At 27.3% G+C, this 20,005-nt stretch carries 17 protein-coding genes; 4 read left to right on the top strand and 13 right to left on the bottom strand.

Annotated elements, in window-relative coordinates:
• Nucleotides 1–26: 26 nt before the first annotated feature.
• The 9 genes from QP548_RS00515 to QP548_RS00475 form a co-directional block, all read right to left on the bottom strand.
• Nucleotides 27–3,161, bottom strand: a complete 3,135-nt coding sequence (locus QP548_RS00515) for an alpha-mannosidase (protein ID WP_061429032.1) — start codon at nt 3,159–3,161, stop codon at nt 27–29.
• A gap of 318 nt (nt 3,162–3,479) precedes the next feature.
• Entirely contained in the window at nt 3,480–4,436 is a 957-nt protein-coding gene (locus QP548_RS00510) for a carbohydrate ABC transporter permease (protein WP_061429033.1), read from the bottom strand.
• Nucleotides 4,437–4,454: 18 nt separating this feature from the next.
• On the bottom strand, nt 4,455–5,423 hold the full coding sequence (locus QP548_RS00505) for an ABC transporter permease (RefSeq protein ID WP_170869532.1): 969 nt from the start codon (nt 5,421–5,423) through the stop codon (nt 4,455–4,457).
• Nucleotides 5,424–5,651: 228 nt separating this feature from the next.
• The gene (gene moaC / locus QP548_RS00500; RefSeq protein ID WP_003470675.1) at nt 5,652–6,128 is read right to left on the bottom strand and encodes a cyclic pyranopterin monophosphate synthase MoaC; all 477 of its coding nucleotides are present in this window, start codon (nt 6,126–6,128) and stop codon (nt 5,652–5,654) included.
• A 36-nt stretch (nt 6,129–6,164) separates the two neighbouring features.
• Nucleotides 6,165–6,821, bottom strand: a complete 657-nt coding sequence (gene modB / locus QP548_RS00495; protein ID WP_060670964.1) for a molybdate ABC transporter permease subunit — start codon at nt 6,819–6,821, stop codon at nt 6,165–6,167.
• 3 nt (nt 6,822–6,824) lie between these two features.
• A complete protein-coding gene (gene modA, locus QP548_RS00490; RefSeq protein WP_061429035.1) occupies nt 6,825–7,595 on the bottom strand; it encodes a molybdate ABC transporter substrate-binding protein in 771 nt (256 codons plus the stop codon).
• A complete protein-coding gene (locus QP548_RS00485; protein WP_061429036.1) occupies nt 7,580–8,071 on the bottom strand; it encodes a MogA/MoaB family molybdenum cofactor biosynthesis protein in 492 nt (163 codons plus the stop codon). Before QP548_RS00485 ends, modA begins: the two co-directional genes overlap by 16 nt.
• Before the next feature lie 340 nt (nt 8,072–8,411).
• Entirely contained in the window at nt 8,412–9,935 is a 1,524-nt protein-coding gene (locus tag QP548_RS00480; protein ID WP_061429037.1) for a response regulator transcription factor, read from the bottom strand.
• A 4-nt stretch (nt 9,936–9,939) separates the two neighbouring features.
• A complete protein-coding gene (locus QP548_RS00475; protein WP_061429038.1) occupies nt 9,940–11,676 on the bottom strand; it encodes a sensor histidine kinase in 1,737 nt (578 codons plus the stop codon).
• Between the two features lie 221 nt (nt 11,677–11,897).
• Here QP548_RS00475 and QP548_RS00470 point away from each other — a divergent pair, with 221 nt between their 5' ends.
• The 3 genes from QP548_RS00470 (at nt 11,898) to QP548_RS00460 (ending at nt 14,846) form a co-directional block, all read left to right on the top strand.
• Nucleotides 11,898–12,575 (top strand): DUF624 domain-containing protein, encoded by a 678-nt coding sequence (locus tag QP548_RS00470; protein WP_061429039.1) that lies wholly within the window; start codon nt 11,898–11,900, stop codon nt 12,573–12,575.
• 265 nt (nt 12,576–12,840) lie between these two features.
• Entirely contained in the window at nt 12,841–14,178 is a 1,338-nt protein-coding gene (locus QP548_RS00465; RefSeq protein WP_061429040.1) for a lipid II:glycine glycyltransferase FemX, read from the top strand.
• A gap of 362 nt (nt 14,179–14,540) precedes the next feature.
• Entirely contained in the window at nt 14,541–14,846 is a 306-nt protein-coding gene (locus tag QP548_RS00460; RefSeq protein ID WP_003451687.1) for a PadR family transcriptional regulator, read from the top strand.
• Between the two features lie 46 nt (nt 14,847–14,892).
• Here QP548_RS00460 and QP548_RS00455 read toward each other — a convergent pair whose 3' ends face one another.
• Both QP548_RS00455 and QP548_RS00450 read right to left on the bottom strand, forming a co-directional pair.
• On the bottom strand, nt 14,893–15,630 hold the full coding sequence (locus QP548_RS00455; RefSeq protein ID WP_003451387.1) for an amino acid ABC transporter ATP-binding protein: 738 nt from the start codon (nt 15,628–15,630) through the stop codon (nt 14,893–14,895).
• 18 nt (nt 15,631–15,648) lie between these two features.
• Complete coding sequence (locus tag QP548_RS00450; protein WP_061429460.1) at nt 15,649–17,157, bottom strand: ABC transporter permease subunit; 1,509 nt, start codon at nt 17,155–17,157, stop codon at nt 15,649–15,651.
• Nucleotides 17,158–17,329: 172 nt separating this feature from the next.
• On the opposite strand from QP548_RS00450, the gene QP548_RS00445 reads away from it, so the two are divergent.
• Nucleotides 17,330–18,109, top strand: a complete 780-nt coding sequence (locus QP548_RS00445; RefSeq protein WP_003463200.1) for an EFR1 family ferrodoxin — start codon at nt 17,330–17,332, stop codon at nt 18,107–18,109.
• 123 nt (nt 18,110–18,232) lie between these two features.
• Here the strand turns inward: QP548_RS00445 and QP548_RS00440 are convergent, their stop codons facing one another.
• The gene (locus tag QP548_RS00440) at nt 18,233–18,649 is read right to left on the bottom strand and encodes a DUF86 domain-containing protein (RefSeq protein ID WP_061429041.1); all 417 of its coding nucleotides are present in this window, start codon (nt 18,647–18,649) and stop codon (nt 18,233–18,235) included.
• Nucleotides 18,650–19,171: 522 nt separating this feature from the next.
• The gene (locus QP548_RS00435) at nt 19,172–19,993 is read right to left on the bottom strand and encodes a hypothetical protein (RefSeq protein ID WP_061429042.1); all 822 of its coding nucleotides are present in this window, start codon (nt 19,991–19,993) and stop codon (nt 19,172–19,174) included.
• Nucleotides 19,994–20,005 lie beyond the last annotated feature (12 nt).

Below are 20,005 nucleotides of genomic sequence, written 5' to 3'. Positions count from 1 at the left end.
TCATTTTGATATAGCCTCTTTTTTTATTATTTTAATTTCACCTTAAATGTTTTTATTTCAAATGGATTTATAGTAAACTCTATTTTCTCTCCTTCAAATTTAGCCTCTTCTAAGTTTCTCTCCATTAAGTTACATTCAAAGGCTTCTTCTATTTCCCTTGAGAACTCTAAAGTAGCCTTAGTTCTACTATTAAAGAATTCATACATTCTAATTATTAAATGATCTGTATCTTCAGCTTTTTTAATAACCTCAATCATGATATTATCTTTATTCACTTTTACTAAGCCTAAAGTATCATCTAATATTCCCTCATGTTTTTCACAAACCTTTGTATATAAAGGTTGATTTAATTCATAAGCCTTTTGAACTGTATGAGCCTCTTTCCATGTACCCATATGAGGGTAAATAGAATAAGTAAAGAAATGCTCCTCTTGATCCGTTTCAGTCCATGGATGTGTTCCTGATTTTAATAAAGTAAGTCTCATATCTCCATCTTGTATATCATGGCCATACTTACAATTATTTAATAAGGATACTCCAAAGTCTCCCTCTGAAAGGTCAGCCCATTTTTGGCCACAAACTTCAAATCTAGCTTCATCCCATGATGTATTACTATGAGTTGGTCTCTTAACATTACCATACTGAATTTCATAAGTAGCCTCTGTAGCATTTAAATCTATTGGGAATGAAGTTTTTAATAATACTTCATGCTCTTTCCAATCAACATATGAATTAAAATCTATTCTATCTAAGTCTCTATAAATATAAATATTTTGAACTATAGTAGACTCTAAGAATTTTCTTTCAATTCTTAATGTACTTCTTACTGGGCCTTCTTCCACAACTTCAATGCTTTTAACATCATCAACATTCCACATTTTTTCTTTATAGTATATATCTATATCCCAGTTGCTATATTCCATAGGCTTATCTTCAAAAGCTTGAAGTCTATTTCCTAAAGTTCCTTCTTTTAATACTTCTCTTTCTGCTCTCTTATCAAATAATGAAACTATATTTCCTTCTTCATTAAATTTAATTCTTAAGAAGTCATTTTCAGCTTCTTTTTCATTTAGAGATACATTCTCTACTTCTTTATTGGTAGATTCTATTATTTTAAAGCTCTTATATCCATTTGCAGGTATTCCTTTAGCAAAGAATATTGCTTTTTCTCCATCCTCTATTCTTTGACAAATAATTTCTTCCTCTCCATCTAATACAGCTGGATTTTCTATATCTTCTGGAACATCAAAAGTAGCGATATCATCTCTTTCAAATCCTAGAGAGTTAAATACAACAACACTTCTTTCCTTTAAGTTTATTTCTGATGTTATATTATCTAAAGCTGACCCTACAAAGTTATTTCCTTTTTCAATTAAATCCTTATATTCTTCCTTAGTTACATCATAAACCTCTTTTATTGATGAACCTGGCAAAATATCATGGAATTGATTTAAAAGTATTGTTTCCCAAGCAGCATTTAAATCAGCTAAAGGATAATTTTTCCCTAACAACATAGCCATTGAGTTAAATTTTTCTGCTGATGTATATAGATTTTCACATACTCTGTTATCTCTCTTATTTCTTCCCATTGAAGTATAAGTTCCTCTATGATACTCAAGATATAATTCTCCAACCCACTTTGGAAGTTTATTATTATCTTTTACAGTTTCCTCTAATTTCTTAAAGTAATCCTTAGCCTTACCTATTTTAACCTTAGGTGCTCCTGGGATTCCTTTAGAAAGTCTCTTTCCATTTTCAAGCATTTCATAAGTAGCACCACCGCCACCATCTCCAAATCCAAAGGCAACTAAAACATCATTATTTATATTTTTTTGCTGATATCTATTCCATGCTCCCATTATTGAACCTGGATGAATATTTCCACAGTATGTTGTCATAGTTTCCTTAAATGGATCTTGATCTGGGTAAGTTGTAGTTATAAAATGAGTTAATATTTCTGTTCCATCTATTCCTTTCCACATAAAAGTGTCATAAGGCATTTTATTAATTTGGTTCCATGAAATCTTAGTTGTCATAAAATAATTAACATCAGATTTCTTTAATATTTGAGGAAGGGCTGCTGAATATCCAAAAACATCTGGAAGCCAAAGTATTTCATTATCCACATTAAATTCTTCTTTAAAGAATCTTTTTCCATGTAATATTTGTCTTATTAAAGATTCTCCTGAAGTTACATTACAATCAGCTTCAAGCCACATTGCTCCTTCTGGTTCCCAAACCCCTTCTCTTACTTTTTCTTTAACTTTCTCATAAACCTTTGGATGATCTTCTTTTAAGAATTTATAAAGTTGAGGTTGAGAAGACATGAATATGTATTCTGGATATTCCTCCATAAGCTTTAATACTGTTGAGAAACTTCTTGCAACCTTTTCTCTTGTTTGAGCTACAGTCCAAAGCCAAGCCACATCTATATGAGTATGCCCAACACAAGTAGCTACCATATCTTCATGTCCACACATTTTATCATAGAAATTTTCTTCTATATATTTATTAGCAATTTTTAAACTTTCATTGTACTCTTTAGTAAATGGTCTTCTTAAATCAATTAAGTTTATTGTGTCATTTAACACAGTTAACATGTCTATTCTTCTCTTATCTTCCTCATGTAATTTAGTTGCTACTATATGAGGAACACTTAAGTTAAAGTATAATTTTCTAGCTTCTTCGTCTATTGTTACTAGCTTACCATGTAAAGTTGATTTTTTGCCCTCAATTCTTCCTATATGTGCATGCAAGTCTATATTATAAACTTCTCCTGCCACAGCATTATGAGTTAATATTGTTTCCTGATGATTTACATCTAACCCTTGAATATGTTCTCCATTTACATAAAGGATAAACTGTGGATTTGTAGTATTATCCCAATCTCCTAAAAAAGTATGAAAGCTTAAAGCAATAGTTTGTCCTGCAAACTCCTCTGGAACCTTAACAGAAGTTTTAAACCATCCATGGCTTTCCTCGCCCCAAAGATCTCCTGTTTTAAAATCTATCCACCCTTCTTCAGGTGCATTTTTTATTTCATCTATATTATCATACTTTCCTGCTATAAATTTATAATTATCTATGTTTAAAGTATTAGAATAAACATATCTTCCTATTTCTTCATAAGTCTTTCTTATTCTTTCTGATATAAATCTCATACTAATTTTCTCCTTATCCTTATTTTCTACAAACCTCAAACTTTAACAAAAAGGTTGTATCAAAACTTAAAATAATAAAACTTATAAATAGTATGAAGAGAATATTTGGATAAGCTTTAGAATTTAAGCCATTACGTAGAAGATTTTACGTTAAAAAGTTGAGACTGTCCGAAGCGAAGCAAGTTTCGAAACTTTAGTAAATTCTTCGGAGTAATGGCTATAAATTCTTAGCGAAATCCAATAATTCTCGAAATATATTTATAAGTTTTATTTTAAGTTGCTATTGATACAACCCTTTTAAAATATCATTCTATTTAATTACTCTTTAACTGCTCCAATTGTTAATCCATTTACAAAGTATCTTTGGAAGAATGGATAAGCAAATATAATTGGTAAAGTTGAAATAACAACTATAGCCATCTTAGCAGTATCTTTTGGCATGTTCTTAGTAGCCTCTATAGCATTTGCACCAAGTGATGTTGCATTATTTGCTAAGAACTCCATTGAGTTTTCAAGTCTTATTAATAAGTACTGTAATGGTATTAAGTTTGGTTCATCAATATATAACATAGCGTTGAACCAGTCATTCCAGTATCCTAAAGTTAAGAATAATCCTATTGTTGCTATACCAGGAAGAGATATTGGTAATACTATTCTTAAGAATAATCTCCACTCTGATGCTCCATCTATTTTAGCTGATTCTATAATAGCGTCTGGTACTGATGTTTTAAAGAATGTTCTTAAAATAATTATATGGAATGAGCTTACACACATTGGAAGTATAAGTGCCCATATTGTATTCTTTAAGTTTAAGAATCTTGTAACTACTAAGTATGAAGCAACCATACCACCTGAGAATAACATTGGTATAAATATTACTTTAGTAAAGAACTTTCTGTAAGCAAAACTCTTTCTTGATAAAGCATATCCATACATTGACATTATAGCTAGTCCAATTAAAGTACCTAAAATTGTAACTATAATTGTAACTCCATATGATGTTAAAATCTGGCTACCTGATGAGAATATATATTTATAAGCTTCAAAACTCCACTCTTCTGGTATGAATCTATATCCATTTAATTGTAATGATTGCTCATTTGTTAATGATATAGCTATAACAAATACGAAGGGCATTATTGCTAAGAAAGCTAATATTGCGAATAAAACATTTAATAAAAAGTTACTCTTTTTTGAGACAGCATTAAACTTGCTTACCTCTTCTTTTGGTTCCGCTTTTTTCTGAAGTCTTTTTTGTTTAATAGTTTCTAACACACATTACACCACCTTTTTTTAGAAGAATGCGTTTTCTTCATCTACTTTTCTTACTATAGCGTTAGAAGTTACGATAAGTATTAATCCTACAAATGATTGATATAAACTTGCTGCAGAACTCATACCTATATCTCCTAAGTTCATAAGACCTCTATATACATAAGTATCTATTACATTTGTTACTGGATATAAAGCACCTGAATCCTTTGGTAATTGATAGAATAGACCTAAATCTCCTCTGAACATACCACCAATTGAAGTTATGAACATTATGATCATTACAGGTTTTAATAATGGAACTGTTATATATTTTATTTGTTGGAACTTACTTGCTCCATCTATCATTGCTGCTTCATAGTAACTCTTATCTATACCACATATTGAAGCTAAATAAACAACTGTTCCGTATCCAACTGCTTTCCATTGACTCATGAAAATTATTATAAATGGCCAATATTTAGGCTCTGTATACCATGAAATTCCTTTTCCACCCATAGATTGTAAAATACCATTAACATATCCTTTTTCTGGGCTTAAGAATGCATATAAACAATAACTTACAACAACCCATGATAAGAAATAAGGTAAGAACATACTACTTTGATAGAACTTAGCTAGCTTTTTATTTAATAACTCATTTAATAAAATTGCTAATGTTACTGGAAGTACTATTCCTAAAATTATAAATACAAGATTATATAAAACTGTATTTTTAGTTATTAACCAAGCATCACTACTTTGGAATAAGAATTTAAAGTTATCAAATCCAACCCATTTACTATTCATTAAGCTTTCAAAGAAGCCTCCATGGATTCTCCATCTTTTAAATGCTACAATTACTCCAAACATTGGTAAGTAAGCAAATACTAAAAACCATATTGCTCCTGGTATAGTAAGTAGTAATAATTCTTTATTGTTTCTAAAACGTTTCATTCTATCTTTCATTGTAAGCTTCTCTTTTGGAAGCTTTTTAGCTTTACTCTTCACACTTCTTCCCCCTTTTGTTGTAAACGTTTCTTACAATAAAATATTATCATTTTATGCGTTTTGGGAAAAGTTGAAAATATTTAGTTTTACTGTATAAATTTCAATTACAAATATTAAAAAAGTTTAATAACAATAGAAAGTCCATAAAATATATAATTTATATACTTATATTTATAATAAAAAAAGAGTTAGAGGCTAAACTCTAACTCACTTTTTCACATGAATCATTTAAAAATTAAATTCTCCACTTTTTCCACCTAGTTTTTTTACTAGGTGTATATCTCCTATAACCATTCTTTTATCTACAGCTTTGCACATATCATAAATAGTAAGGGCTGCAATAGATACTCCTGTAAGAGCCTCCATTTCAACTCCTGTTTTATGAACTACCTTTGAAGTAGCTGTTATCCTTATTTCATTTTTTTCAGAATCAATTTCAAAATCAATACTAGATCCTGTAATCATAACAGGATGACACATAGGTATTAAATTACTAGTATTTTTCATCGCCATTATACCTGCAACTCTGGCAACCCCTAAAACATCACCCTTTCCTATTTGACCTGATTTTATTAATTCTATAGTTTCACTTGATGCCTTTACAGTACCTGTTGCAATAGCTATTCTTTCAGTTTCATTTTTATTGCTTACATCTACCATAACTGCATTTCCTTTATTATCAAAATGAGTAAGTTTATTATCCATATATTTTACTCTCCTCTTCTCTAAACTTTAAAAGTTCTATTTTATTTTCTTAATTATTTTATTATAAGAAAAAGTTAAAATCACTGATATTAAAACTATAAGTATTAATATCTTATTTGCTAAACCTGAATCACCATTCTCAATAGCATAATACATAGCCATAGGTATTGTTTGAGTTTTACCTTGAATATTACCAGCAACTAAAATAGTAGCTCCAAATTCTCCAAAAACTCTAGCTATACTAAGTACAATACCTGTATATAATCCTTTTTTAGAAAGAGGTAAACTTATAAGTCTATAAAGTTTAAAATTTATTGCTCCCATTTCCCTAGCAGCATTTTTTACATCTTCATTAACACTAAGTAAGGATGTTTTTAAACTTTGATACATAATAGGTATTGAAACAACTATTCCTACTATAACAGCCCCTATCCAAGTAAATATAATACTCATGTCAAAATTATTGTATAGAAATTCACCTATTACTCCCTTCTTGCCTAATATTAAAAGAATTAAATATCCTACTGCAGAAGGGGGTAAAAACATAGGAAATATTATTATTGTTTCAATAATGTATTTAAACTTAAAATTTTTTTCCACCATAAAATAGCCAAGTAATATTCCTAAAATACAGCTTAAAAATACTGCTACTAATACAACTTTTAAGGATATTAATAAGGCTTCCCATATCATTTTTTAGTTCACCTCAAAACCATACTCACTAAATATCTTTTTACTTTCTTCACCTTTTAAGTACTCAATAAGCTTCTTTGCTTCTTTATTATTTTTACTATTTTTTAATAAACATAGTTCATATTCTATAGGTTTATGATAATCATTAGGTACCTCATAAACTATTTTACTATTTTTTAAATCTAAAGCGTCTGTCTTATATACAAATCCTAAATTAGCCTCTCCATTTTCAACATATGTCTTAACATTTGTTACACTTCTAGCAGAAACTAATTTATCTTCAATGTCCTTATAAACTCCTACTTTTTCTAGACTTTCTTTAGCATACTGTCCTGCTGGAACTGTTGAGATTTCACCAATTGCAATTTTACCCTCTACATTTTTTAAGTCTTCTAAAGAATTTATAGGTTTATTATAATCATTGTTTTCAATTAAAACTAATTGGTTATTTAAAATCTTATAGGATTCATCCTTATTTACAAGCCCTTCATCTATAAGTTCTTTTGCATATTTAGTATTTGCTGAGAAGAATAAATCTACATCAGCCCCATCACTAATTTGTTTTTTTAAGGTTCCTGAGCCACCTACATTATATTGAATCTTTACTCCATTTTCCTTTTCAAAATTAGCTGCAATTTTTTCCATTGGCTTTTGAAGGCTTGCAGCAATACTAACTGTTAAAGTTTTCTCTTCCTTGTTATTAGTGCATCCTACAAATAATAATGATAACATTCCTATTGCCATTATTATTAATAGGCTTATTTTCTTGCGCATTCTCTAGCATCTCCCTTCATAATATCTATTCCATGTTTTAAATCATCTAAAATATAGTCCATAACTTCTCTACAAGCTTTTGGACTACCAGGCATATTAACAATAAGAGTATCTTTTCTTATACCTGCAGTAGCTCTAGAAAGCATAGCTCTTTTAGTTATTGTCATACTATAACTTCTTATAGCTTCTGGTATTCCTAATGCTTCCTTTTCTATAACATCTTTAGTTGCCTCTGGAGTAACATCTCTTTTACTAAATCCAGTACCACCAGTTGTAAGTATAAGATCAACACCTAAGTTATCAGCCATGTTAATCATCTCATCTCTAAGCATTTCTCTTTCATCTGGTAAAACTATATACTTTTCTATCTTAAATCCTTTTTCCTTTGCAATATGAGCTATTACTAATCCACTTTCATCCTTTCTTTCTCCTGAATATCCTTTATCACTGCTAGTTATTATTCCTAATTTATACATACTCTAAAACACCTACCTTTTAAATTTAATAAAAAAGTCTATCTTATACTATTATTGATTTCTAAATATATAGCTAGAAATCAACATTTACCTAAAACAATTATTAATATAATAACTTTCTTCAATTGTTTAAATTTTATCATTCCAAAACTTTGGAAAATGTGATTTTTATCACATAATATATAAAACTTAAGGAGGGTTCTACTTAAATATTATATTACTCTTTATTATTATTTGCTTAATTCTTGTTTTAAATATTATTTTTTTAACAAAGTTTCATAAAAAAAGCTGTACTCAAAATTTATCTTTGAATACAGCTTAATATTCCATAGCTTTATAATTAGTAATTTTTTATATTTCTTAAGGTTGATGGACAAACTCCATAGTACTTCTTAAACTTTCTATAGAAATAACTAGTATCTAAATACCCTACCTTTTTAGCTATATCATTTATCTTCATATTTGTATTTAATATAAGCTCTTTAGCTTTCATATTTTTAGTTTTATTTAAATACTCAGAAAATGAACATCCCACTTCTTTTGTAAATACCTGTCCTAAATAAGATGTATTTATATGATATTTTTGAGCTAAAGTCTTAAGACTTACCTCTTCATAATAGTTTTCATTTACATAACTTATAATTTGTTGAATTACAGGGCTATATTTTATAGTTGTTGGGTGCATAAGTTCTATAACTTCCCTAATTTCACTACATAATAAAGTTTTAATATCTTCCCTTGTATCTTCACTACAAAGAGCAACGATTTCCTCTCCTAAACTATTTCCTGTGTATTGTTTTTCAACTTTAAATTCTTCAACTATACCATCCAATAAAAATAGTATTTTTACAGATAAATCATATATATTTCTTGGATTTAAATTTTTATCCTCAACTGTTTCCTCAATAATTTTTTCTGCCCCTTCTATATCTTTAGCAATTATTCTTTTATTTAATTTATCTAAAACCTCACTAAAGTTTATATTCTTCTCATTTATATCCTTAACATCTTCTGTTGTTATACACTTATTATACCCTAAGGTAAGAACATATTTTTTTAAGTTATTTGCTTCCTTATAACTTGAACTAATTTTATAGAAATCACAAACTGGCTCTCCAACACTTAAAAATACGTCTATTCCATACTCATTTATTATTTGTTCTTTTAATTTATCATAATATTTTTTAATCTCTTTTTTACTTAAGGCTTCATCCCAAGAGTTTATTAAAATAAGTTCCTCATCTAAAGTGTATATTATTTCAAATTTATTTTCAGTATTTTCCTTTATTACATTAACTATGTTATGTAACATTTCCTCACTGTCATATCTACTTCTAGTGTTTATAATGCATAAAGAATATCTTTCTGAATTTAAATTCATATAAAAACTTTCTCTATTTTCTTCTATTTCACCTTTAGCTAATTTACCCTTAATAAGTTTAATAAGTAGGTTATGTTTTCCTAAACTTGATTTATTTTCTTCCTTTTCTTGTTTTATTTTATTTATTGTATTTTTTAAAGTTTTTTCTAATTCTTCTTCATCTATGGGCTTCAATATATAATTTTCAACACCTAACTCTATTGCTTTCTTAGCATAAGAAAAATCATCATATCCACTTAATATTATAAACTTAACATCAGAATTAAACTTCTTTAATTCCTTTAATAATTCTAATCCAGTAACTTGTGGCATGTTAATATCAGTTACTACTATATCAACTGGATTTTCCTTAAATTTATCTATGGCTTCTTGACCATTACTTGCCTTATTTACAATTTCTAACCCTAGTTCTTCCCATTCAATTATATTCTCAAGTCCTTGTAAAATTAAATTCTCATCATCAGCTAGCATAACCTTGTACATATTACTACTCCACCTCTCTAAGCGGGAATCTTAAAATCATATTAGTTCCCTTATTCTCCTCACTAGTAACAGTTAACCCATAAGGTTCCCCATATTTAATTTTAATCCTTTCATGAACATTTAGCATCCCTATTGATTTACCAGAATGATCACACTCCCTAATTCTTCTATTTATATCATCTAATTTCTCTTTAGGAATTCCTCTACCATTGTCTATTACTTCTACAACTATATCTTCTAAATGTTTATAGATATATATTTTTAATTCATTATCATCTCTTTCTAACCTTATACCATGAACAAAATAGTTTTCAATTAAAGGTTGAAGAGTAAATTTAACAATTGCCTTATCATATAAATCCTCTTCACATTCTATTTTGAACTTAAACTTCTCATCATATCTAAACTTAAATAGTTCCAAATATTTATTACAGTATTTTATTTCCTGATCTATTGAAACTATAAGATTTCCCTTTACTTGACTTCTAAATAAAAATGCTAAGCTATAGAGCATTTTTCCTACTTCTTTATCTCCATTGCATATTGCCTTCATCCTTATTGATTCTAGTGTATTATAAAGAAAATGTGGATTAATTTGATTTTGAAGGGCTACAATTTCAGCTTCTCTTTGGCGTAATTCTGCTAAGTAACTCTTCCTTATATGATCATTTAACTTTTCACACATTTTATTAAAATTATCTGCAATGAATGTTATTTCATCCCTATCATTACTTAAAGGGATATGTACATCTATATCTCCTTTTTCAACCTTTTCCATAGCTAAAACAAGTGAATCCATTCTCTTACTTAAATTTTTAAATTTTATATAAAGAACACACTCTGCAATTATAAATAAGAATAAACTAACTAAAAAGGCTGAAACCTTAAAAAGAATAGGTACTTTTGTAGCATTACTTACCTTTATCCTAACTACAGATATTAATCCATTATTATCTGGTAATATATCTACATAATAATTATCTTCTAATAAAAGCTCATGACTACCTATTTTAAGCTTGTCAAAGTATGGATAATGCTCATAGTCATATTTATTTTCTGAATCAAATAAAATCATTCCTTCTTTATTTAATATAAGAACCTCTGAATTTGTATCCTTATATTTTTTTATCACATCACTAATTACCCCTACATCATAAGTAGTCATAAGCATTCCTTCTGGCTTTAAAGAAGCTGAATCTCTTATTTCATTGATTATACTAATCTCATTTTTGTTATAGATTGCATATTCAATATCCTTTTTGTCTAATAATTCATTTGAATTAAAAGGATAGGTCTTTATTTCTCCTTTTCTATTAAAAACTGATATTTCATTTCTAGAATAGCTTATAAATGATATATTTTTTAAAAAGTTATTTAATTGAAATGAACTCTTAACAAAACTTTCTATACCATTATAATAAAGTTTATCACTTGCACTATAGTAATCTAATTTGCCTTTTATATAATCAACTAAATCTGAATTTAAATACTTTATAACATCATTTAACCTAAAGTCATCTTCATAGAGCATATTCATTATTCTTCTCGATGTGCTACTATTATACTCTAGAGTTTCATTTACATCTTGCAGTATTTTATCATTTATATAAAGATTATTTCTCTTAATCTCTTCAGAAGTTTTACTTAAGAAGTAAATGCATAAAATACTAACCACGGATAATATAACTATTGTATATGTTATAAATAGTCTTTTATAAAGATTTGACTTACTAAACTTCATTTAATTCCCCTCTTCACCCACATTACCTTAGTCAATTTTTATTAAATCATATTCTCCCCTATCTGAAAAGCTTATCAAATTATGATATTTTATTGTTTTTATGTATTTTTTATGGTTTCATTTAAATTTCATGCATATTTAAATTGTTTTTACCCTCTACTTATCTTAAACTATAATTACAAATCAGTTAAACCATTACATTATTTTATGGAGTGATAAAAATGGGTGAATTTTTTAATCTTGAAAAACTACTTACTTTTTTTAATTACATCTTTTGGTTTTTTATGCTTAATATATTTTTCTCTATATTAAATATACCTGTAATCTTGTTCTTCTTGTTTGTAGGACTTAGTAATATAACAACATATTTACCTTTATTTTTAGTTTCTCTAATTCCTTTTGGAGCAAGTTTTACAGCACTGCTTTACTGTATGAGAAAATTAGTGAAATATAAAGATTTAGATTTATTTAGTGACTTTATTAAAGGTTTAAAATATAATTGGAAACAATCTACCTTAATGTGGTGTGGAGAATTATTTTTAATATTCCTTTTAAGTTTTAACTTAAGAATATTTTCAACTGTTTACTATAGTTTACCTCTTGCTTGTGTATTTATAGTATTAATGGTGTTAATGCTATTAACTACAACATATATTTTTGTATTAATCTCAAGATTCTCTATGAGTTCAATGGATATTTTAAGAGCTAGTGTAATTTTAACCTTTACTAAACCAGTAGTTTCTATTGGAAATATAGTTATATTTTTATTTTCACTTATGCTATTTGAAATTAGTCCTGGAACAACAGTAATTTTTATGGCAAGCATAGTATCTTATTTAATAATGTTTTTAAATAAAAATCTTTTAGAAAGTTTAGAAACCAAGAGTTCACAAGCTTAAAAGATGTTATATCAAAATAACTTTTAATTAAACTTGCAAATAGTATTAAGAAATCTCTAGTAATTTCCTAATACATTTGTAAGTTTTATTATTAGCTTTTGATATGGCATCTTTATTTTTTTACAAAGCTTACATAAAGCCCTAATATTCCTGTATAATAGCAATGTTACACTTGAACAGAAAATTATTTCATATTACAATATACTTATTATGTCTTAATGTATATATATGTTTAGAACTGATGAAGTTTAAGGAGGAAACTAAATTGTATAAATTTGTAGAAATAAATTCATCAGAAATTGATAAATTTAATGAATCTGATAGAAAGGGTCACATATTCCAAACATCTTATTGGGCTGAATTAAAAAAAGATTGGAAGAAGAAGTTTATAGCAGGATATGATAATGATAATAATATGGTTATCACAGCTACTATACTTTTAAGAAAAGCACCATACATAAATAAATATATGGGATATATTCCAAGAAGTTTTACATGTGACTACAACAATAAAAAATTATTAATAGAATTTACTGAATATCTAAGAGAGTTTGCTAAAAAGAATAATATAAGCTTTATAACAATAGATCCAGATATCCATTTAAAAGAAAATGAAGAAGCTCTTTCAGAAGGTACTGAAATAAAGAACTTCCTTAAGAGTTTAGGTTATAAAAACACAGATAGTAAAAACTTTGAAGCTATACAACCAAACTTTGTATTTAGACTTCCACTTCCAACTGAAGGGAATAAAATGGATATTAAGAAGGCTGTATTTAAAAAATTCTCTAGTAAAACTAGATATAACATAAAAGTTGCTGAGGAAAGAGGATTATCAGTTGAGGTTTATGATAAAGAAACTTTAAATGAAGATGTATTAGACAGATTCCATGAAATCATGGTTACAACTGGTAAGAGAGATAACTTCTTAGTAAGACATAGAGAATATTTTAAGGACATGATAGATTACTTATATCCACATTGTAGATTATACATGGTTAAGTATAGCTACGAAAATGACTTCAACAGATTATCAGAAAAATTAAACAAGCAAGAAGAAGCTAAAACTAAGGCTATTAACAAAATAGAAGAGCTTAAAGTAAAGCTTGAGGCTGAAACTGATGAAGATAAGAAATCAAGAATTGAAAAGAAATTAAATGACCAAGATAAGAGACTTAAAGAAGCTGAAAGACAAATAGAAGGCTTTAAAAAGAAAATATCTGATATAGAACCTTTCAAAGGTCAAGAAATATATCTTTCAGGATCAATATACTTATACTACGGAAACAAAGCATGGTATCTTTACGGAGCTTCAGAAAATATATTAAGAGATACAATGCCTAACTTTGCTATGCAATGGTCAATGATTTGTGACTCTATTGATCTAGGTTGTGATGTATATGACTTTAGAGGTGTTTCTGGAGACTTAAATCCTGAAAATCCACTATATGGACTTTATAAATTCAAAAAAGGATTTAACGGAAACTTCGTAGAATTTATAGGAGAGTTTGATATTGTTGTTGATAATGGAATATACACACTTTATAAAAAAGCTTTCCCACAATTCAAAAAAATAAGAAATGCTATAATGAATAAGAAACAATAAAAAAGAATGCTTATGCATTCTTTTTTTATTTAAAAACTTTATATAAAAAATTTCTCTAAAAAAGATTCTATACATACTTAAAATTAAATAATTTTTATTTTCTAATTTCATTCTTTTCCCTAGTATAACCCTACCTTTTAATCAATATTTTAACTATTTATAACAAATACTCCTTATAGTTAACTTTATATAATCTAATTAAACTACAAGACCATTTTACATTAAATTTTAAGCATAATACCATATATTAATCTTTTGATTTGAAAGAATTAAGAAGTATAATATAATAGAAAGCATTAACAGCAATCTATTTTCGATATCGTATTTATATATATATTTATTTTGTTATAGGAGATGGCCCCATGCAAGAAAAAGTTTTAAGAAAATTATTTTTAGGTTTTATACATATCCATATCTTACACCATGCAAAAGTTGAACCTTTTTTCGGATCAAAAATGATTGAAGAACTTAGGGAACATGGATATTCTATGAGTCCAGGAACTTTATATCCAATACTTCATAATATGGAGAGAGATGGTTTACTACTAAGAAAAGATAGATTAATAGATGGTAAGATAAGAAAATATTATAGTATTACATCAGAAGGTAATGAGATATTAGAAGAAGCTAAAAGTAAAGCATTTGAATTATTTAAAGAAATAAAATAAAAAACTATAGTGGTATATATTAATTTTCTATACCACTATAGTTTTTTTAATTAACTATAAATCTTTCAAGAAACTGTTTTGTTCTTTCATTTTTAGGATTTTTAAAAATTTCCTCTGGAGTACCTTCCTCTAAAACTATTCCTCCATCCATAAATACAACTCTATCTGCTACATCCCTTGCAAAACTCATTTCATGGGTAACTATTATCATTGTTTTATGTTCCTTAGCCAAATCTTTTATAACAGCTAATACTTCTGCTACTAATTCTGGATCTAAGGCTGATGTAGGTTCATCAAAAAGGGTAACATTGGGATTTATAGCCATAGCTCTCGCTATACTAACCCTTTGTTTTTGTCCTCCTGATAAGGTATTTGGATAATTATCCTTTTTATCAACCATACCTACCTTCTTTAAATTTTCTAAGGCAATTTCCTCAGCTTTTTTCTTATCCATTTTTTCTACTACAATTAATGCTTCCGTAACATTTTGTAGAACTGTTTTGTTATTGAATAAATTATAATGCTGAAATACCATTGCTGATTGTTTTCTTAAGTCATTAATTTCTTTTTTGCTTATTTTTTCAGCATTTACTTTTACATGACCAACTTGGATTTCTCCCTTATCTGGTGATTCTAAATAATTTAAACATCTTAGAAAGGTTGATTTACCTGAACCTGAAGGTCCTATTATAACAACTACCTCTCCCTGTTTAACTTCCATGTTAACATCTTTTAAAACCTCTAAATTTTTATAGCTCTTTTTAAGATTTTTAACCTTTATCATGACTTCTCTCCTCCCCTCTTAATAAACTGAAAGTTTTTTCTCTAAGATCTTTTGTAGGTAATTAAAGAAGCCTATGATTATCCAGTACATAATTACAACTACCACATAACTTTCAAAGAATTTATAACTAGCTGCCGCTTCCATTTGAGCCTTAGCTAATAATTCTACAACTCCTAAAGTAAATGCTAATGAAGATCCTTTTACTGTATCTACAAATATATTACCTAAAGGAGGTATTGCTATTCTAAATGCTTGTGGTAAAACTACTCTTTTTAAAGCTTGAGCCCTTGTCATACCTAATGATAGACATGCTTCCATTTGCCCTTTATCTATAGCATCTATTGATGATCTTAATATTTCTGCTATGTAAGCTGATGCATTAAGCCCTAAACCTATTAATGCCGCAGTAAATGCACTCATATTTTGAAGTGAAGGTATTACCTGTGGCACACCAAAATAAAGTAAAAATAATTGTACTAAAAGAGGTGTTCCTCTAAAGAATGATATGTAAACCTCAGCTATTTGCTTTAGTACAGGAATTTTGTAAACTCTTATCATAGCAAGAGCTATACCAACTATTAATCCTAATATCATACCGAATACTGATAAAGATATTGTTACGTTAATAGCCTTTAATAACATAGGTATTAAATCTAATGAATACATAAAATCAAAACCTATACTATTATTTTTATTATTATCTATAATATTATTACTATTTTCTTGGTTATTAGGAACACTTACATTCATTCCTAGCCATTTTTCAGAAATAGCTTTAAGAGTTCCATCTTTCTTCATTTCATCTAAAGCTTTATTAACATTTTCTGATAAATCTTTGCCTTTTTCATCCTTAACAAAAGGATAGGCATTTTCTATTTTATCTATTGGTTCTCCAGCTAGTTGTAAATTTAAATCTTTTTCTTTTATGGCAGCTATAGCTGAAACCCTATCTATTACTACAGCATCTATTCTTCCAAGTAAAAGTTCATTGAAAGCAGCATCTGTATTTTGATAAGTTAATATTTTTATCTCATTATTTTCATCTTTATCTTTAACTATTTTCTCATAGTTACTTCCAAGGTCAACTCCAACCTTTTTGCCCTTTAAATCATCAAAGGATTTAATTGAATCATTGCCTTTTTTAACTATTATTTGAGCCCCACTATATACATATGGCTCTGAGAAATAATACTTTTCTTCTCTTTCTGGAGTTACAGTTATTTGATTAGCTATTGTATTAACCTTTCCACTTTCAAGCATTCCAAATAATCCGCTGAAAGAAGCTGTTTTAAACTCAACATCATACCCTAATCTCTTTCCTATTTCATTCCATACATCAACTTCAAACCCCTTAAGTTCTCCACCCTCTAGAAAAGTAAATGGATAATATGTTCCTGAAGTTGCTACTGTTATCTTTTCTTTATTAGTGCTATTTTTTTGAATGTTATTACTATTATTGCTACAACCAACTAATACCATCATTAAAATACTTATTGTTAGAAATAATAACATTAATTTTTTCTTCATTAGCTTAACCTCTTTCCATTTTAATATAGTTCCAATTATATTAATTCCCATCAAAATTGTCAACTTTGATTTTTATTTCGTATTAATTATATTTAGCCTTTATATAGAAATTATGTATTTTTAATATTAAAATGAATATAATGAATTATTTTTTAATAAGGATGGATATTATATGAAGAAAAATTTAATATTTTATTTTTCAACCTCAGGTAATTCACTTTACACCGCTAAGGAAATAGCTAAACATCTAAAGGATGCAAAAATAATCTCCATAGTAGATGCTTTCTATAAAAAAGAGTTTAAATATGAAGCAGAAACCATAGGCTTTGTATATCCTATTTATGCCTCTGGCCTTCCTCCTATGGTAAGTGAATTTATCTCTAAATTACAATTAAATAAAGATTCATATATTTTTGCAGCTGAATGTACCGGTGGCGGAAAAGGCATAACCTTTTCCATGATAAATAAATTACTTTATCCTAAGAACTTAAGTTTATCTAATGGGGAAAAGTTTTTACTTAACTCAAACTATATAAGAATGGGTAGAAATCCTAAGGTAGGAGAAGATGCAAAAAAAGTAATTGATTCAAACAAGTTTAAAATAGAAAATTTTACTCTTTCAATATTAAATAGGGAGTCTAAAGACTTAAAGGAAAAACATACTAGAATTAATTTACTTTTATATAAACTTTGGAAAGATGGTTTTAAAAATAAAGATAAGAATTTTAGCACCAATGAATTTTGTACTGCTTGTGGAATTTGTGCTAAAATCTGTCCAAATAAAAATATAGAAATTGTAGATGAAGGCCCTAAATGGAAAGGAAATTGTTGTGATTGCATGGGATGTGTAAATAACTGTCCTCATAAGTGCATAAATATAGGAAATAAAACTAAAAAGAAGAATAGATATAAAAATCCATATATATTAACCTCCGAGCTTCTTAGAAAGTAAGAAATCCCTCTCTTAAGCTCATATTGATTTCTAGATAAGGCTAAGAAATTTCTTAATAAAGAATAAAAAAGTTAAGTTACTTCTAACCCTGTCTAGAAATCAATATTCATTTTAAATATAATTTTATTTTAAATTATCTAAGGATTTTTTTATATTTTTTAACTTTATTATTGTCTTTTTTAACTCATTAAATATGAATTCATCTTCTATAGAAGCATACATGAAGGTAAGTTTATCCTTTAAATTCATAAGCTCCATATACTCTTCAAATTCAAAATCTCTTATTATATTTTTTTCCCTAAGAACCTTAAAAGTTTTCTCTATATTCTCTGGCATATCCCATCCATTAGAAATAACAGCATAGTTTGATAAATCTAAAACTGCTTCAATAGAACTTCTTAATAAGTACTTTGTACTATCCACATTTTTAAAATCTTTTAAAAACGCCTCTTCTCCTAGTCTATTTAATATTTCTAACTTTTTAATATTTTCACAAATAAACTTTAAATCTTGATTTATTCTGTTTTTATCTACTGACATGTATTTCACCTACTCATTTGTATTTGTTAAATATATTATATATCATAAACCTAAAATTTATTTTATAAATAATTAATATTAAAATTTTCATTACAAAATTTTTTATTAATCTATGTTTATTTTATCCAATATTTTAAGTGAGTATTTCTTTTAAAATAACTTTAAAAGCAAAAAGGGATAAGTTGGTAAACAAACAACTTATCCCTTCTCTTAAATAAAAATACCTAATAACTTAAGCAAACTCATGTAAATTAAATTACCTAATACCTTTATTTAAGATAAAACTCTAAGATTACTATAAGATATCAAAGAGCTTTTTTATTAGAATATTTAATCTTAGTTCAGTAAAAGTAATTATCTCTTCTGATTAAGATTTATATTCTAAAATTTTAGTTACGCCACTTCCGTAAGAAAAATAATTCTTACCTTGCCATACACTAAAATTTTTAAAATGTAACTTTCGGTAGAAATCTTTAAGTTATCTCCTCCACGTTACATTATTATATTGTCCTTTTTATTAATTTATATACATAAATCTTTTAATTTTATTTCTTCTTTTACTTTCTTTTTCTTTAAATCTACACTATAGATTTTACTTGGATACTGACTGCCCCACTCTTCAGTTCCAGTTAAATAAATCTTATTATCTACAATTCCTATAATGCTTTGAACATGTTGATTTTTTGAAAGCTTCACACTATCCCAAATTTCTTCATTAAAATCATACCATCTTAGTTCCTTATATCTACTATGATCCTCTGAAAACCACTTTATTTTTCCTGGATCTCTCCTAATAAAAAAGAAAATTTTATCTTTAACTATCTTGCTATAACTATATTCTCCATAAGTTTTTTTAGCCATATCATCCTTATTAAATTTGTCTAAATCAACTTTAAAACCTTTATTATATGCTAAATCAAAAAACTGCCCTTTTCCATTTCCTAAATCCTCATATTTATAGCCATTAACATATTCCCTTTCATCTATGTCCTCTTTTGTAATTTCATCTCTTATACTTTCATCTTTTAAATTATTACACTTTATTTTTTTAACTTCATCCTTTTCAAATACTATTTCATACTTATCCACAACTTTATCATCATCATTTCTTTTTTGTAGGTATAATTTTTCATCATTAATAACTAATTCACAAGAAAAATATTCCTCATCTTCTGCTTTAAAATTCAATTCATTTTTAGTCTTACATTCACTAGTAAATTCTTTTATGGTTTCAGAATTTACAAATTTACTAATAGTATTTTCTCTAAAAAACATAATTAGAGTAATTAATGTTATTAGTACTAAACTAAATAAAACTCCACCTAAAACCTTTCTTTTTTTCATAAAATCCCCTCA

It is taken from the genome of Clostridium sp. UMB9555A (assembly GCF_030222355.1).
GTDB classification, from domain to species: domain Bacteria; phylum Bacillota; class Clostridia; order Clostridiales; family Clostridiaceae; genus Sarcina; species Sarcina perfringens.
Note: the sequence above shows the minus strand (reverse complement) of the source record. Positions and strands in the feature narration are given on the sequence as shown.

Bases quoted from the DNA above. Each gene is read 5' to 3' on its own strand.
- QP548_RS00515 (WP_061429032.1), bottom strand. From the start codon at position 3,161: ATGAGATTTATATCAGAAAGAATAAGAAAGACTTATGAAGAAATAGGA.
- moaC (WP_003470675.1), bottom strand. From the start codon at position 6,128: ATGGATAATAAACTTACTCATTTTGATAATAAAGGAAATGCAGTTATG.
- modB (WP_060670964.1), bottom strand. From the start codon at position 6,821: ATGATATGGGAAGCCTTATTAATATCCTTAAAAGTTGTATTAGTAGCA.
- modA (WP_061429035.1), bottom strand. From the start codon at position 7,595: ATGCGCAAGAAAATAAGCCTATTAATAATAATGGCAATAGGAATGTTA.
- QP548_RS00485 (WP_061429036.1), bottom strand. From the start codon at position 8,071: ATGTATAAATTAGGAATAATAACTAGCAGTGATAAAGGATATTCAGGA.
- QP548_RS00480 (WP_061429037.1), bottom strand. From the start codon at position 9,935: ATGTACAAGGTTATGCTAGCTGATGATGAGAATTTAATTTTACAAGGA.
- QP548_RS00475 (WP_061429038.1), bottom strand. From the start codon at position 11,676: ATGAAGTTTAGTAAGTCAAATCTTTATAAAAGACTATTTATAACATAT.
- QP548_RS00470 (WP_061429039.1), top strand. From the start codon at position 11,898: ATGGGTGAATTTTTTAATCTTGAAAAACTACTTACTTTTTTTAATTAC.
- QP548_RS00460 (WP_003451687.1), top strand. From the start codon at position 14,541: ATGCAAGAAAAAGTTTTAAGAAAATTATTTTTAGGTTTTATACATATC.
- QP548_RS00455 (WP_003451387.1), bottom strand. From the start codon at position 15,630: ATGATAAAGGTTAAAAATCTTAAAAAGAGCTATAAAAATTTAGAGGTT.
- QP548_RS00450 (WP_061429460.1), bottom strand. From the start codon at position 17,157: ATGAAGAAAAAATTAATGTTATTATTTCTAACAATAAGTATTTTAATG.
- QP548_RS00445 (WP_003463200.1), top strand. From the start codon at position 17,330: ATGAAGAAAAATTTAATATTTTATTTTTCAACCTCAGGTAATTCACTT.
- QP548_RS00440 (WP_061429041.1), bottom strand. From the start codon at position 18,649: ATGTCAGTAGATAAAAACAGAATAAATCAAGATTTAAAGTTTATTTGT.
- QP548_RS00435 (WP_061429042.1), bottom strand. From the start codon at position 19,993: ATGAAAAAAAGAAAGGTTTTAGGTGGAGTTTTATTTAGTTTAGTACTA.